Annotated in this window: 15 protein-coding genes and 2 tRNA genes; 15 read left to right on the forward strand and 2 right to left on the reverse strand. The window is 43.0% G+C overall.

What is annotated here, in order from left to right:
- From A6K76_RS05120 to A6K76_RS05130, 3 genes are all read left to right on the forward strand, one after another.
- Complete coding sequence (locus A6K76_RS05120) at positions 1–291, forward strand: RNA-binding S4 domain-containing protein (protein WP_066462778.1); 291 nt, start codon at positions 1–3, stop codon at positions 289–291.
- 134 nt (positions 292–425) lie between these two features.
- Positions 426–848, forward strand: coding sequence for an FtsB family cell division protein (locus A6K76_RS05125; protein ID WP_083995291.1), 423 nt, complete (start codon positions 426–428; stop codon positions 846–848).
- 148 nt (positions 849–996) lie between these two features.
- Positions 997–1,458, forward strand: a complete 462-nt coding sequence (locus A6K76_RS05130) for a S1 domain-containing RNA-binding protein (RefSeq protein ID WP_066462780.1) — start codon at positions 997–999, stop codon at positions 1,456–1,458.
- 371 nt (positions 1,459–1,829) lie between these two features.
- Here the strand turns inward: A6K76_RS05130 and A6K76_RS05135 are convergent.
- Both A6K76_RS05135 and A6K76_RS05140 read right to left on the reverse strand, forming a co-directional pair.
- A tRNA-Glu gene (locus A6K76_RS05135) sits at positions 1,830–1,901 on the reverse strand.
- A gap of 2 nt (positions 1,902–1,903) precedes the next feature.
- Positions 1,904–1,980: transfer RNA gene (locus A6K76_RS05140), tRNA-Met, on the reverse strand.
- A gap of 234 nt (positions 1,981–2,214) precedes the next feature.
- Between A6K76_RS05140 and tilS the strand changes: the two genes are divergently transcribed.
- The 12 genes from tilS to lysS all read left to right on the forward strand — a co-directional run bounded on the left by tilS (position 2,215) and on the right by lysS (position 15,439).
- Positions 2,215–3,621, forward strand: coding sequence for a tRNA lysidine(34) synthetase TilS (gene tilS, locus A6K76_RS05145; protein ID WP_083995292.1), 1,407 nt, complete (start codon positions 2,215–2,217; stop codon positions 3,619–3,621).
- A gap of 37 nt (positions 3,622–3,658) precedes the next feature.
- Entirely contained in the window at positions 3,659–4,201 is a 543-nt protein-coding gene (hpt, locus tag A6K76_RS05150; RefSeq protein ID WP_066462786.1) for a hypoxanthine phosphoribosyltransferase, read from the forward strand.
- A gap of 114 nt (positions 4,202–4,315) precedes the next feature.
- On the forward strand, positions 4,316–6,325 hold the full coding sequence (gene ftsH / locus A6K76_RS05155) for an ATP-dependent zinc metalloprotease FtsH (protein WP_066462788.1): 2,010 nt from the start codon (positions 4,316–4,318) through the stop codon (positions 6,323–6,325).
- Positions 6,326–6,597: 272 nt separating this feature from the next.
- A complete protein-coding gene (locus A6K76_RS05160) occupies positions 6,598–7,371 on the forward strand; it encodes a type III pantothenate kinase (RefSeq protein ID WP_066462790.1) in 774 nt (257 codons plus the stop codon).
- Positions 7,372–7,459: 88 nt separating this feature from the next.
- Positions 7,460–8,344: an Hsp33 family molecular chaperone HslO gene (gene hslO, locus A6K76_RS05165; RefSeq protein WP_066462792.1), complete on the forward strand. Its 885-nt coding sequence runs from the start codon at positions 7,460–7,462 to the stop codon at positions 8,342–8,344.
- Positions 8,337–9,290 (forward strand): peptidyl-prolyl cis-trans isomerase, encoded by a 954-nt coding sequence (locus tag A6K76_RS05170; RefSeq protein WP_066462794.1) that lies wholly within the window; start codon positions 8,337–8,339, stop codon positions 9,288–9,290. The genes hslO and A6K76_RS05170 overlap by 8 nt, the downstream gene beginning before the upstream one ends.
- A 152-nt stretch (positions 9,291–9,442) precedes the next feature.
- Positions 9,443–10,372, forward strand: coding sequence for a cysteine synthase A (gene cysK, locus A6K76_RS05175; RefSeq protein ID WP_066462796.1), 930 nt, complete (start codon positions 9,443–9,445; stop codon positions 10,370–10,372).
- A 469-nt stretch (positions 10,373–10,841) separates the two neighbouring features.
- Positions 10,842–11,708 carry a dihydropteroate synthase gene (folP, locus tag A6K76_RS05180; RefSeq protein WP_066462799.1) on the forward strand — a complete coding sequence of 289 codons (867 nt, stop codon included), beginning with the start codon at positions 10,842–10,844 and terminating at the stop codon, positions 11,706–11,708.
- A gap of 13 nt (positions 11,709–11,721) precedes the next feature.
- Positions 11,722–12,090, forward strand: a complete 369-nt coding sequence (folB, locus tag A6K76_RS05185) for a dihydroneopterin aldolase (RefSeq protein ID WP_066462801.1) — start codon at positions 11,722–11,724, stop codon at positions 12,088–12,090.
- The gene (folK, locus tag A6K76_RS05190) at positions 12,087–12,602 is read left to right on the forward strand and encodes a 2-amino-4-hydroxy-6-hydroxymethyldihydropteridine diphosphokinase (protein ID WP_066462803.1); all 516 of its coding nucleotides are present in this window, start codon (positions 12,087–12,089) and stop codon (positions 12,600–12,602) included. Before folB ends, folK begins: the two co-directional genes overlap by 4 nt.
- 193 nt (positions 12,603–12,795) lie before the next feature.
- Positions 12,796–13,836, forward strand: coding sequence for a tRNA dihydrouridine synthase DusB (dusB, locus tag A6K76_RS05195; RefSeq protein ID WP_066462804.1), 1,041 nt, complete (start codon positions 12,796–12,798; stop codon positions 13,834–13,836).
- A 100-nt stretch (positions 13,837–13,936) separates the two neighbouring features.
- Positions 13,937–15,439 carry a lysine--tRNA ligase gene (lysS, locus tag A6K76_RS05200; RefSeq protein ID WP_211271740.1) on the forward strand — a complete coding sequence of 501 codons (1,503 nt, stop codon included), beginning with the start codon at positions 13,937–13,939 and terminating at the stop codon, positions 15,437–15,439.
- Positions 15,440–16,039: the final 600 nt, after the last annotated feature.

Consider the following 16,039-nt stretch of genomic DNA (forward strand, 5'->3'; position numbering starts at 1 on the left):
ATGCGCTTAGATAAATTTTTAAAAGTATCACGCTTAATTAAACGCCGCACGCTCGCAAAAGAAGTAGCAGTGCAAGGACGTATTACAATTAATGACAAAGTAGCAAAAGCTTCAAGCACGGTGAAAGTTGGCGACGAGCTAGCGATTCGCTTCGGGCAAAAAATTGTCACAGCGCGTGTTGAAGAAATTCGTGAAACATCACGCAAGGACGACGCGGCGAATATGTTTACGATTTTAAAAGAAGAGCGTCTAGAACAAATCGAGCCGGAATTTATCGACGACGAAGAATAGTAGCATGCCCTACAGACAAATTGTTTGTAGGGCTTTTTTCGTGATGACACTTATTTGTAATGTTTTAGTAACACCTAAACGTTTTTTTCCGTGGTATGATATTAATGAAATCTATAAAATAGGTGGTGGCGTACGTGCAAGAAAAAAAGAAACCACAGAAACAAAATGTAACGAAAATGGACAATGATTACATTCGTCAAAACGAGGAGCGCAAAAAAGCTCGAAGTAAGACGAAATATTACGTAAAGCGACGTTTGCTTATTCTCCTAACGCTTAGTGCAATCATCATTACAGCTGTTGTTGTAAACACGAATGCAAAAAAAGAAGAGCTTATTGAGCGCCAAAAAGTTGAAAAACAAGTGGCGTTAGAGCTAGAAGATATAAAACGTGATCAAGACATGTTAAAAACACAGGTGAGAAAATTAGAGGACGACGAGTACATTTTAAAGCTTGCTCGTAAGGAATATTTCTTATCTGATGAAGGTGAAATCATTTTTACAATGCCAAGTGATAGCGGAAGAAGCGAGAAGGAAATCGAAAAAGGTAGCGAAGAATAATCATAAAAAATAAGATTCGTCGTGTTGACACACCTTTTTCGTGGGATATAATGAATAATAGAAGAACCGAATATTGAGTCGTTTCTAACAAAACATGATTAACAGGCTAACAATAGCCGCTTATATTTTAAGGAGGAGCATTTTTTTTATGTCAATTGAAGTAGGCAGCAAAGTAACAGGTAAAGTAACAGGAATCACAAATTTCGGAGCGTTCGTCGAGCTGCCAGGTGGCTCAACAGGACTCGTTCACATTAGTGAAGTGGCTGACAACTATGTAAAAGATATTAATGAGCACTTAAAGGTTGGAGACGAAGTAGAAGTTAAAGTGATGAACGTTGAAGCGGATGGCAAAATCGGCCTTTCAATCCGTAAAGCAAAGCCTCAACCTGAGCGTCCGGAGCGTCCGGAACGTCCAGAGCGTTCGGATCGTCCACAGCGTCCTCGTGGCAATAACAACAACCGTTCAAACGATCGATTCAATGATCGTCAGCCAAAAGAAAATTTTGAACAAAAAATGGCACGCTTCTTAAAAGATAGCGATGAGCGTCTTGCAACATTAAAGCGTGCAACGGAATCAAAACGTGGCGGTCGCGGTGCAAAACGAGGCTAAGTTCTGCTGGCTATTTTGATAAAAGAAAAAGTGTGATATATGTGGAAGGCTAGCATCGTTTGCTAGCCTTCTTTTTTGTGGAAAAACAAACATGCTTTAGGCTCTTCATCATAACTTACGGTTGCTTTCCACATTGAGGCAAGCTTTCCGCGGGCATGGCTAAGCTCATGCTTTTCCAGCTGGAGTCCGCTTCTTGTTTCAAGCAACCTTTATTCGTCAATCCGAGCTTGCGGTGATGAACTACGTTTTAACAGTGACGCAATGTGTGTTGCTAAGGCATTTATGTAGCGTTGAAACAAGGACGTGAATGCTGCCGTTTTAAACATAGAAAAAGCTGCCCGACAATTTGTCGGACAGCTTTTTTATGCGTATGACCCGTACGGGATTCGAACCCGTGTTACCGCCGTGAAAGGGCGGTGTCTTAACCACTTGACCAACGGGCCGTTGGTGGCTACCGAGGGAGTCGAACCCACGACCTTTCGGGTATGAACCGAATGCTCTAGCCAGCTGAGCTAGGTAGCCATATTACAAGTTGTTCAAGCGAACTTTTTATATAATACAATGCGCATTGTATTTCGTCAATAAAAAATTAAAAAATGTAAGTGAAGTTTTATTAAACGGGCAACAAACCGCTTAAGAGACGAATTCACAGACACTTGCGCACTCGTATTGTAATATAATACAACAAGTGTGTTTCGTTCGATTACTAGCGGCTAAATGCAAAAATATACGCTTCATAGACTAAGTCGTTGAAGTATGAACAAAAAGGTAGAGGAGTTCGTTATGAAAACGTTACAGCAGGCAGTGCGCCAGCTACAGCAGTATACACAATGCATTGAACGGGGAGACCGCTTGCTCATTGCGTGCTCAGGTGGCATTGATTCAATGGCGTTGCTGCATTATTTTTATGAGGAAAAAGAGCGGCTGCATATAGACGTGGCGGCTGTTTACGTTGATCATATGCTGCGAGGTGAGCAGTCAAAGGAAGATGGAAAGTTTGTTGCGCAGTTTTGCCGTGCACGTGGCATCCAGTTTTATACGAAGGCGATTGCGATTGCGGACATTGTTGCCAAAACGGGAGATAATGTGCAAAACGTTTGTCGCATAAAGCGTTACGAATATTTTGAGGAGCTAATGGCGCAGCACACAAAGCTTGTGACTGCTCATCATGCGGATGATCAGCTAGAGACGATGCTTATGGCGATGACAAAAGGTAGCTCGCTTGCAGCATTAAGTGGCATTCGTGTGCGCCGACCATTTGCGCAAGGCGAGATGGTTCGTCCATTTTTATTTGTGACGCGCGCGCAAATTGAAGCGTATATGAATGAGCGTGGGTTGCTGCATCGTGAAGACCCGAGTAATGCGAAGCTTGTTTATACGCGCAACCGAGTTCGACATACGGTGACACCGTTGTTAAAGAAGGAAAACGAGCATATTGCCACGCACGCAGCACAATTGTCAATTCAGTTACAGCAGGACGATATGTTTTTGAATGAACTAGCTGAGCAATATGTAACGCAATATGTAAAACAGCAAGCAAGTGGTGCGTATCATTTTGAAATTAACATGTTCCAACGAATGCCACTTGCTTTACAAAGAAGGTTCATTTTAATACTATTAAGCTATGTATACAAAGATGTGAATGTGTTGCAAAGTCACGCGTTAACGACGTCTTTATTAACGCTTTGTAGCACGGTCAATGGGAATGCGCAGCTTCACTTGCCAAATGGTGTTGTAGCACGTAGACAGTATGGCAATATGCTCATCGGAGACATCGACAATGAAGAGCTAGAAACACGAATGCTTTTGCCGTACGAGCCAGTTCGAGCAGCCGATTATGAAATCGTTTTAATGCAGGCAGGGACAACTGTTTTAGCGACAGATGATGTATACTATATTACGTTAACCGCGCACGAGCAGTTATACATTCGTTCACGCGAGCATGGCGACCGTATATGGTTAAAAGGAATGGAGCAGCCGAAAAAGGTCGCTCGTCTTTTTATTGATGAGAAGATTCCTGTTGCGAGGCGGCAGGCAATTCCGTTACTTGTATCGAACAAACGTGGTATACTCTCGGTGATTGGCGTACGAGCAAGTGTATACGTATCCGATGTGCAGCAATGCCATCAATGGCAAATTGTTATACGCACGATTGCTTTGTAGGAATAGCGGTTGAAATGTATTTGAGGAGGAATCGATGATGATTCAGCAAGATATTGAAAAAATTATGATTACAGAAGAAGAGTTACAAGCTCGCATTCAAGAGTTAGGTGCAGAACTAACAGCGGCGTATAATGACAAGTTTCCTTTAGCAATCGGTGTATTAAAAGGCGCACTGCCGTTTATGACAGATTTAATGAAACGTTTTGATACGTATGTGGAGCTTGATTTTATGGATGTATCAAGTTACGGTAACGCGACAGTTTCTTCAGGTGAAGTAAAGATTTTAAAGGATTTAAATACGAGTGTTGAAGGTCGAGATATTTTAATTATTGAAGATATTATCGACAGTGGTTTAACATTAAGCTATTTAGTGGAATTATTTAAGTACCGCAAAGCAAAATCGATTAAAATCGTCACGTTATTAGATAAGCCATCAGGTCGTCGCGTTGAATTAAATGCGGATTATGTAGGATTCCAAGTTCCAGATGGATTTGTAGTAGGCTATGGTTTAGATTACGCGGAGAAATATCGTAATTTACCATACATCGGTATTTTAAAGCCTGAAGTGTATTCTTTCTAAGCATGCACGCAGGTAACATGGCGCAATTTAGTTAGAGCTTTTAATTGTGTCATGAAATGCCAGTATGATAGTATTTTATGTATATTTTTCTGTAATGTTATGAGGAGGCTAGGGATGAATCGAATTTTTCGATATACGATATTTTATTTACTAATTTTCTTAGTGATCATCGGTATTTTTGGCACGTTCAACGGCAATGGTAACCCAACCGAGGAGCTGTCGTATCACGAATTTCTAGAAGCCTTAGACAATGGAGAGATCACTGAAGCGAAAATTCAGCCTGATCAATCAGTTTACATTGTTACGGGCACGTTAGAAGGCGCAGAAGAAGGCGAAACGTTTATTGCTAACTTACCGCGTGATAACCAATCGTTAATGACACGTATTGATGAAGCGGAAGCACAAAGCTCAACAATTAATTTCGTACCTGCACCAGAAACAAGTGGATGGATTACATTCTTCACAGGCATTATGCCATTCATCATTATTATGGTGTTATTCTTCTTCTTATTAAGCCAATCACAAGGTGGCGGTAACCGCGTGATGAACTTTGGTAAAAGTAAGGCGAAGTTATACGACGATCAAAAGAAGAAAGTGCGCTTTAACGACGTAGCGGGGGCAGACGAAGAGAAAGCCGAGCTAGTTGAAGTAGTAGATTTCTTAAAGGATCACCGTAAATTTACAGAAATCGGTGCTCGTATTCCAAAAGGTATTTTACTTGTTGGTCCTCCGGGTACTGGTAAAACATTACTTGCACGTGCTGTTGCTGGTGAAGCAGGCGTACCATTCTTCTCGATTTCAGGTTCTGACTTCGTGGAAATGTTCGTCGGTGTCGGTGCATCTCGTGTACGTGACTTATTTGAAAACGCGAAGAAAAACGCTCCATGTATTATTTTCATCGATGAGATTGATGCAGTAGGTCGTCAGCGTGGCGCAGGTTTAGGCGGCGGTCACGATGAGCGTGAGCAAACGTTAAACCAATTATTAGTTGAAATGGATGGCTTCGGTGCAAACGAAGGTATTATTATCGTCGCTGCAACAAACCGCCCAGACATTTTAGACCCTGCATTATTACGTCCAGGTCGTTTTGACCGTCAAATTACGGTTGGTCGTCCGGATGTAAAAGGTCGTGAAGCGGTACTTCAAGTGCATGCTCGCAACAAGCCTTTAGATGAAGCGGTAGATTTAAATGCTATTGCACAGCGTACACCAGGATTCTCAGGTGCTGATTTAGAAAACTTACTGAACGAAGCAGCACTTGTAGCGGCACGTCGCGGTAAAAAGAAAATCGATATGACCGACATTGATGAAGCAACAGACCGTGTAATTGCAGGTCCTGCGAAAACGAGCCGCGTCATTTCGAAAAAAGAGCGCAACATTGTAGCGTTCCATGAAGCAGGTCACGTTGTTGTCGGTTTAACACTTGACGAAGCGGAAAAAGTACACAAAGTAACAATCGTTCCACGTGGACAAGCTGGTGGTTATGCGGTAATGCTTCCAAAAGAAGACCGTTACTTCATGACGAAGCCAGAGTTACTTGATAAAATTGCTGGCTTACTAGGAGGTCGTGTAGCAGAAGATATCGTCTTTGGCGAAGTATCAACTGGTGCGCATAACGACTTCCAGCGTGCGACAGGTATTGCGCGTTCAATGGTAACAGAATACGGAATGAGCGATAAGCTTGGACCGATGCAATTTGGTGCAAACTCAGGCGGTAACGTGTTCTTAGGACGCGACTTTAACTCAGAGCAAAACTACTCTGATTCAATCGCTTATGAAATCGACAAAGAAATGCAAGCAATCATTGTTGAGCAATATGAGCGCACGAAACAAATTTTGACAGAGAAACGCGATTTATTAAACTTAATCGCTACGACGCTGTTAGAAGTTGAAACATTAGATGCACAGCAAATTGAGCATTTACGCGACCACGGTACGTTACCGGATCGTCCAGTTGCTTCATTAGAAAAACTAGAAACGACTACAGAGCAAGTGCATGTAGAAACAGCTGGTACACCTTCTCTTGAAAAGCAGTTAACAGGCGAAGCGGACGTAACGACAGGTGACCTTCCAAAAGAGGGCAATGTAGATGACCAATTCGGTGATATGAACGAAAAACGCTAAACGCGTATGACGAAGCTGTCCAAGCATTCACTTGGGCAGCTTTTGTTGTATATAGACGGTCATTAAGGTTTATAACGATAGTAGGCTCGAAGTAAGAGGACTCTAGCGGGAAAAGCGAAAATTCTTTTTGCGACGAGTACTCGCGAAAGCATGAGCGTGACATGAAAGGCTCGCGTCACGTCCTCCTTCATGTGAAGATCAACATAACAAAACAATAAGGTTGCTCGCTAAACGTAATGCGAGCTACGACTGGAATATAAGGAGGTTGTGACATGATTTTAACGATGGACGTTGGCAATTCCCACATCGTCGTTGGTGTATTTGAGCAGGAGAAATTACGCTACAAATGGTCGATGGAAACGGTACAGAAAAAAACAATCGATGAGTATGCGATGCAGTTGCATGCATTTTTCCAATTTGAGAAGCTACAGTTTCAGCAAATCGAAGGCATCATCATTTGCTCGGTCGTACCGTCGATGATGTATACGTTCGAGCAAATGTGCGTGCGTTACTTTCATCAAAAGCCATTAGTCGTTGGACCAGGTGTAAAAACAGGGCTAAACATTAAATACGAAAATCAACGTGAAGTCGGAGCAGATCGAATCGTTAATGCGATTAGCGCGCTCAAGCAGTACGGTGGTCAGCCAATTATCGTCGTTGATTTTGGCACAGCAACGACGTATTGCTTTTTAAATGAGCGTGGTGAATACTTAGGTGGAGCAATTGCGCCGGGCTTACACATTTCAACAGAGGCGCTGTACGCACAAACGGCAAAGTTGCCGCATATTGAAATTACGACGCCGCCAAACGTCATCGGACGCAACACCGTTCATGCGATGCAATCAGGCATTGTATTTGGTTGGATTGGGCAAGTAGAAGGAATTGTTAATCGTATGAAGGAACAAAGTGAAGTGGAGCCATTTGTCGTTGCAACTGGTAGTATGGCATCGTTCATTGCGAATGCGACGACCGCAATCGACATAGTGGACGAAAATTTAACGTTAAAAGGGCTTCATCTTCTATATAAACGCAATTATGAGAAGTAATATTTCTTTTAACGAAAAACGTTCTGTATTATCATTTAGATGATACGTTTTACGATCAAAATGAAAGCAAGAGAAAAGAGGATTTAATATGAGTGATTATTTAGTAAGGGCAATTGGCTTCAACGGTCAAGTGCGTGCGTTTGCCGTGCGTTCTACTGAAACGGTAGCAGAAGCACAACGCCGCCATAATACGTGGCCGATCGTATCAGCGGCGCTAGGTCGTTCAATAACAGCAACAGTGATGATGGGTGCAATGTTAAAAGGTGACGATAAAATTACAGTGAAAATCGAAGGCGATGGTCCAACTGGTCCGCTAATTATTGATGCGGATGCAAAAGGGGACGTACGTGGCTATGTAACGAACCCGCACGTACACTTCGAGTTAAATGAGCAAGGCAAGCTAGATGTGCGTCGTGCAGTCGGAACAGCAGGTACGTTAACGATCGTAAAAGATTTAGGTATGCGCGATATGTTCTCAGGGCAAACACCAATCGTATCAGGGGAGATCGCAGAAGACTTCACATATTATTTCGCAACGAGCGAGCAAGTGCCGTCATCAGTTGGCTTAGGTGTACTTGTAAATCCAGATAATACAGTGCTTGCGGCAGGAGGTTTCATTTTACAGCTAATGCCTGGGTGTGAGGACGAAACGATTACAGCGATCGAGCAGCATTTAGTGACGATTGAGCCGGTGTCAAAAATGATTGAAAAAGGTTATACGCCAGAGCAAATTTTAGAGGCAGTATTAGGCGAAGAAGGGCAAGTTGAAGTATTAAGTAAAATGCCAGTGCAGTTCCAGTGTCAATGTTCAAAAGAGCGTTTCGGTGCAGCAATTATCGGTTTAGGTGTTGGTGAAATTCAGCAAATGATTGATGAAGATGGGCAGGCAGAGGCACATTGTCATTTCTGTGAAGAGAAGTACATGTTTTCAAAGCAGGAACTTGAAGGGTTAATTCAAGAAATCAATGGCTAAGCCAAACAATAAACAAACACCACCGAAAAAATCATTATCTGATCTTCGCATGAAGGCAAAACCTGCACTTGCAATTATTAGTTGTTTATTTTTAGGGAATATTATTTGGTTTGTTGCCTGGCTTTTTGCGCTAGGTGATGATTCAATCGAGACGATGAATAAAGAATCGGTTGCAACCGTTGCAGAGGAGCATATTACGCGCCAAGAATGGTTAACGGCAATGGAACAGCGCTACGGTAAAGAAGTGTTACAAACGTTAGTGAGTGAGCGCGTTATGTTAGAGGCAGCAAAGAAAAATAATATTACTGTGTCTGATGAGGAAATTGACATTGAGCTTGCGTTAATGCGTACGGTCAAAGATTCGACGGATACAACGATTCAATCGCTTTCAGATAAAGAGCTACGAGAGTACATTCGCACGCAGCTCATTTTAGAAAAAGTATTAACGTATGATGTTGTCATTAATGATGAGGACATCAAAAACTATTATGAAGAAAATAAAGCAATTTACGACGTGCCAACTGCTTATCGTACGAGCATTATCGTATCAGAAACAGAAGAGGAAGCAGAAGAAGTTGTGAAGGAGCTTGAGGACGGCTCTGAATTTGGCGTATTAGCCCGCGAGCGTTCACTTGACCGCATATCAGCTTCTTTAGATGGTGACTTAGGTTACGTAACAGGCAGTGTAGAAGAGCAAGACCCAGCTATTATTAAAGCTGCTAAAAAGGTGAAAGAAAATGAAGTAAGTGATGTGTTTGAGTTACAAGATGGTCACTTCGCTGTTATTTATGTTAGTGAAATTCAAAAAGGGCATTCATTTAAGCTAAAAGACGTGAAGGAAAATATTAAGCGTACGCTTGCTTTAGAACAGCTACCGATGTCAGTATATCCAGAAACGTTTTGGGATGAATTTGATGCTACATGGTTTTACGGAGATGCAAAGTAACAGTCGTGGCGGAGTGGAGAGTGAACATATTCTCCACTCTTTCTTACATTTGTGAAGTATACAGAAAATTAAGATTGACATTACATATCGTAGTTGATACACTAAGTTCAACAAAACCTACAAACAAACTAGGGATTAGGAGTGACGACGAAATGAGCAAATTAGCAAATTCAGTAGCAGATTTAGTTGGAAATACACCAATCGTAAAATTACAAAACGCAACAGGTGAAAACGAGGGGAACGTTTACGTAAAACTTGAGTTCTTCAACCCAGGTTCGTCAGTAAAAGACCGTTTAGCTTTAGCGATGATCGAAGCAGCAGAAAAAGATGGCACATTAAAGCCAGGTGGCACAATTATCGAGCCAACTTCAGGTAACACAGGTATCGGTTTAGCGATGATCGCAGCAGCAAAAGGATACCGCGCCATTTTAGTAATGCCTGAAACGATGTCTTTAGAGCGTCGCAACTTATTACGTGCATACGGAGCGGAGTTAGTATTAACACCAGGTCCAGAAGGTATGAAAGGTGCAATCGCAAAAGCGGAAACGTTAGCAGCTGAAAATGGCTACTTATTACCACAGCAATTCAAAAACGCAGCAAACGCGGAAATTCACCGTTTAACGACTGGTCCAGAAATCGTTTCTGCATTCGAAGGTTTAAAATTAGATGCATTCGTAGCAGGTATTGGCACAGGCGGTACAATTACAGGTGCAGGTGAAGTGTTAAAAGCAAACTTCCCAGGCATCGAAATTATTGCAGTTGAGCCAAAAGATTCTCCAGTGCTTTCTGGCGGTAACCCAGGACCACATAAAATTCAAGGTATCGGTGCTGGTTTCGTGCCAGACGTATTAGATACGACAGTTTACTCTTCTGTATTTACAGTAGAAAACGAAACAGCATTCGAAGTAGCGCGTAAAGTAGCTCGTGAAGAAGGTATTCTAGTTGGTATTTCTTCAGGTGCAGCAATTCACGCAGCGATCGAAACAGCAAAACGTTTAGGTGCAGGCGCTAACGTATTAGCAGTTGTACCATCAAACGGTGAGCGTTACTTATCAACTCCTTTATACCAATTTGAAGACTAATTCAAATAATACAGATGGCAATCGAAGCGACTTCGTTTCGATTGCCGTCTTTTTTTGTGCCTTTTTCGTTTAAGTTGAATGTCAAGCATGTTCATACACGATTCAGCTGGCAGTGCGTGGTTTGCGGCTCGCGGTGCTTCTGCGGTTACTCGTCGCAGAAGTCCTGGGGCGTGGAGGCTAACACGATGTTAGTCGTGAAGGTGATGAACACATGGACGTGGCGTGTATCACCTTCCTCGAGCCTCCTCGCTGTCGGGTCTTATCCCTAAAGAGTCTCGCTGCACGCGCTCTGCTACGACAGTACCGCATTGATTGTGTTTTTACGATTAAACTCAAGCGATCTAACTGTCCAAAGATGGCTAATCAATACACCTGTTTGAAAGTAGCGCGCAACGAGTTCAAAGTAAGCGGACAGCATTCGTACAATTTGTTATGATAAACGTTGATAACGTAACGAGGGAGAGGCAGCATGAACTTACAACATTACAAGCCACTAACAATTAACGGCGTAACGCTCGATTTTTCACGTGAAACATTTGTGATGGGCATTTTAAATGTGACGCCGGATTCATTTTCAGATGGCGGGCAATTTAACACGTTCGAAGCGGCAATTGCACAGGCAAAAAAGATGGTAGCAGACGGTGCGGAAATTATCGATGTCGGTGGCGAATCGACGCGACCAGGCTATACACGCATTTCCGATGAGGAAGAAATTGCACGCATTACACCGGTCATTAAAGCAATCGTGCGCGACATTCCGAACGTTATTGTTTCTGTCGATACGTACAAATCACACGTTGCAAAAGCAGCAATCGAAGCGGGCGCACATATGATCAATGATATTTGGGGAGCGAAGGCAGACCCGAACATGGCGAAAGTTGCTGCGGATAAAAACGTGCCGATTATTTTAATGCATAACCGGAATGACGAAAACTATCGCGATTATTGGGAAGACTTTTTAGCGGATATAAACGACAGCATTCGCATTGTTAAAGAAGCAGGGGTGCCGGATGAGCATATTTTTCTTGACCCTGGCATTGGCTTCGTGAAAAATTTACAGCAATCGATCGAGACGATGCAAAAGTTGTCACAGCTCACAGCACTTGGCTATCCGGTGTTGCTGGCGACGTCACGCAAACGATTAATCGGTGCAGTGCTTGACTTACCGGTAGAGGAGCGACTAGAAGGTACGCTTGCGACATGTGCGTTCGGTGTGCAGAGCGGCTGTCATATGATGCGTGTGCACGATGTGAAAGAAACAGTTCGCACTGTAAAAATGATGGACGCGCTCGTTGGGAAATTGACGGTAGACGGCGAGCTACCATCACGACATTAAAGGAGGAACAACAATGGATTACATTCATGTACGCGATATGCAGTTTTACGGCTATCACGGAGTTTTAATAGAAGAGACACGTTTAGGGCAACGATTCCGCGCAACTGTGTCACTTGCAGTAAACATTGAAGAAGCAGGCAAGACGGACGATTTAAATAAAACGGTAAGCTACGTCGGTGTGTACGAGCTATGCAAAGAAATTATTGAAGGGACGCCGTATAAGCTCATTGAAGCGGTTGCCGAAACGATTGCGACGCGCATTTTAGCAGACTACGAAGGGCAAGTGTTCGGCTGTCGCGTCGAAATCATCAAACCAGACCCACCAATTCCAGGGCATTACAAAGAAGTAGCAGTTGAAATTACGCGAGGGCAATTCGTATGAACGTAGCATATTTATCGATTGGAACGAATTTAGGAGAGCGCGAGCAAAATTTAGCGCATGCGGTTGCATTATTGCAGCAGCAAGTTGATGTGAAAGATGTATCGGCAATTTACGAAACAGCTCCAGTTGGCGTGACGGACCAACCATCATTTTTAAACATTTGCGTAAAGCTTGAGACAGATAAGGACGCACAGCAATTGCTGGATGTATGCCAATTTGTTGAGCAGGAGCTTGGGCGCGTTCGCTTATATCGCTGGGGTCCTCGAAGCATCGACCTTGACATTTTATTGTTTAATCACGAAAATATTGAAACAGAGCGCTTAATCGTGCCGCATGAGCGCATGTTTGAGCGTGCATTCGTGCTCGTGCCGCTTGCAGATGTTAGTGACGGTGATACACCGCAATTACAGCAAGCCGCACAGCTACTGACGCAGATGGATTTACAGCAAGAAGGTATTGTGAAATGGGCGGAGCAAGTGAGCGTTTCACAATTTGTACAAGACGTGCAATAATCTTCTTGCTTCTATATAAAGTGATGTGTTGATTCGTAGTAGATGTTGCTTTGAGCGAGAGGCGGACTCCAGCGGGAAAAGCGTGAGCGTGAGACTACAGGCTCACGCCACGCCCGCGGAAAGCCTGCCTCGATGCGAGAAGCATTAACACATATACAAGTCGGTGACAACATTCCGAGGAGGAGCAACAATAATGACGAATGAGCAAAAGCCATTTCAAATTGGCGATATCGTCATGGATAACCGCGTTGTGCTTGCCCCGATGGCAGGTGTATGCAACTCGGCATTCCGTTTAACGGTGAAGGAGTTCGGCGCGGGCTTAGTGTACGCTGAAATGATTAGCGACAAAGCGTTAAATACGCGCAACAAAAAAACGATGGACATGCTTTACATCGATGAGCGTGAGCATCCGATGACGCTGCAAATTTTCGGCGGCGACAAAGAAAACTTAGTTGAAGCGGCGAAATACGTCGATCAATATACGAATGCAGACATTATCGACATCAACATGGGTTGCCCGGTGAACAAAATTATTAAATGCGAAGCCGGTGCACGCTGGCTGCTCGACCCGAATAAAATTTACGAAATGGTCGCAGCCGTTGTCGATGCGGTGAAAAAGCCAGTTTCAGTAAAAATGCGCATCGGTTGGGACGAAGAGCATGTATTTGCGGTCGAAAATGCACAAGCAGCAGAGCGCGCGGGCGTATCAGCAATTGCGATGCATGGACGCACGCGTACACAAATGTATGACGGTCATGCGAACTGGGACATTTTAAAAGAAGTAAAGCAAAACATTAACGTACCATTTATCGCAAATGGCGACGTCGAAACACCACAGGATGCAAAGCGCATTTTAGATCATACCGGTGCAGATGCGGTCATGATTGGTCGCGCTGCACTAGGCAACCCGTGGATGATGTATCGCACTGTGCGTTATTTAGAAACGGGCGAGCTACTAGAGGAGCCAACTGTACAAGAAAAAATGAACGTTTGCTTACTTCACTTTGAGCGTTTAAGTGCGTTAAAAGGTGAAAAGATGGCAGTGCGTGAAATGCGTAAGCACGCCTCGTGGTATTTAAAGGGCATTCGCGGCAACGGGAAAATTCGTACAGCGATTAACCAAACTGAAACAGGTGCGGACTTTTGTTTACTACTGCGTGGCGTCATTGCCGATGCAGACGCAGGACGTTTAGAAGGCGAAATTGAGCCGACACGTTCGGTGACACAAGCTTAGTGAAAACGAGTAATTTGCAATAATTCAATCGAAACAGATGAACCGTAGCTAAATTTTGTGTACAATAAACGAATATGAAATCAGGTTTATACAATAAGGAGTGACAAACGTGTCAAACATTGAAGAATTAAATGACCAGCTAATCGTACGTCGTCAAAAAATGGCGGACATTAGCGAGAGCGGTCTTGATCCATTCGGTAGCCGCTTTGAGCGCACGCATTTATCAAATGAGGTAATTGCAGAAAATGAGCAGTTCGATAAAGACTATTTACATGACAACGAGCGCGAAGTAGTGATCGCGGGTCGTATTATGACGAAGCGCGGTAAAGGGAAAGCAGGCTTTGCACATATTCAAGACTTAGGCGGTCAAATTCAAATTTACGTACGTAAAGATGCAATCGGCGACGAAGCATACGAATTATTTAATAAAGCAGACTTAGGCGACATCGTAGGGATTAAAGGGCTTGTATTCCGCACGAACGTAGGGGAATTATCAGTAAAAGCAACGGAATTCACGTTCTTAACGAAATCATTACGTCCATTACCAGATAAGTTCCACGGATTAACAGACGTAGAACAACGCTACCGTCAACGCTACGTAGACTTAATGACGAACGAAGATTCAAAAGCGACATTCATTTTACGCTCGAAAATTATTCGCGCAATCCGTAACTACTTAGACAACAACGGCTACTTAGAAGTAGAAACACCGATGTTACACACAATTGCTGGTGGTGCGGCGGCTCGTCCGTTCATTACACACCATAACGCACTTGATATGGAGCTTTACATGCGTATCGCAATCGAGCTTCACTTAAAACGTTTAATCGTTGGTGGCTTAGAGAAAGTATACGAAATCGGACGTGTATTCCGTAACGAGGGGATTTCAACTCGTCATAACCCAGAATTCACAATGATTGAGTTATATGAAGCGTATGCAGATTACAACGATATTATGGACTTAACGGAAAATTTAGTAGCACACGTTGCACAAGAAGTGTTAGGTACAACATCAGTTCAATACGGCGAAGATACAATTGAACTAGGTGTTGGCTGGAAACGTATGCACATGGTTGACGCTGTTAAAGAAGCGACAGGTGTTGACTTCTGGCAGCCAATGACAGTGGAAGAAGCGCGCAAGCATGCAGCGGACCACGGCGTTGAAATTAAAGACTCTCATGAAGTAGGTCATATCATTAACGAATTTTTCGAGCAAAAAATCGAAGAAACGTTAGTACAACCAACATTCATTACAGGTCACCCAGTGGAAATTTCACCACTTGCGAAGAAAAACCCTCAAGACCCACGTTTCACGGATCGTTTCGAGTTATTCATCGTTCGTCGTGAACACGCAAATGCTTTCACAGAGTTAAACGACCCGATTGATCAACGTGAGCGCTTTGAAGCTCAAATGGTAGAGAAAGAAGCGGGCAACGATGAAGCGCACGAAATGGATAATGATTTCATCGAAGCATTAGAATATGGTATGCCGCCAACTGGTGGTTTAGGTATCGGTATTGACCGTCTTGTTATGTTATTAACAAACTCACCATCGATCCGTGACGTATTGTTATTCCCAACAATGCGCCACGCATCAAAATAAATACGCTACGAGCTGTCATCTACATTGGCAGCTCGTTTGTTTTTTATTCAGAAGAAGCTTAAGTCAGGCTCTAAATAGACTAGGACGTGTCTAAAAACTCCAAAATTCAGTATACATAATGGCGAGGAACGAAATGGCGTTGCTTTCCACATCGAGCCCGCGGAAAGCGAGCCACCATACGCGAAATGCCAGTTTAATGGTTAATCAACACGCTTGTTATATTTACATAGTAAATAGTTATTCTGTTTTTTGAAGGGAAATGTTATTTTAGCTGCTTTGTGTACACTTAATCATACTTCGCGCTTGTGAGTGTAGTTGTATGTCTGTTTTTTTGAAAAAAATTGCGAGAAGTAGTTGCTTTTTTTAGAGAAAAGGATTATTATTATCAATGTTGCTCCGGTAACAAACAAACATCAAAATATGATTTCGAAAAAACTTTTTGAAAAGTGTTGACGGATCATTGAAGAGATGATATGATATAGAAGTTCGCTTGAGACGGCGACATGAACCTTGAAAACTGAACAACAAACGTTGATGAAACAAAGCTAGATAACTCTAGCAAACAATTTTGGACATCATAATTGATGCCAGAAACATTTT

Source organism: Caryophanon latum, assembly GCF_001700325.1.
Taxonomy (GTDB): domain Bacteria; phylum Bacillota; class Bacilli; order Bacillales_A; family Planococcaceae; genus Caryophanon; species Caryophanon latum.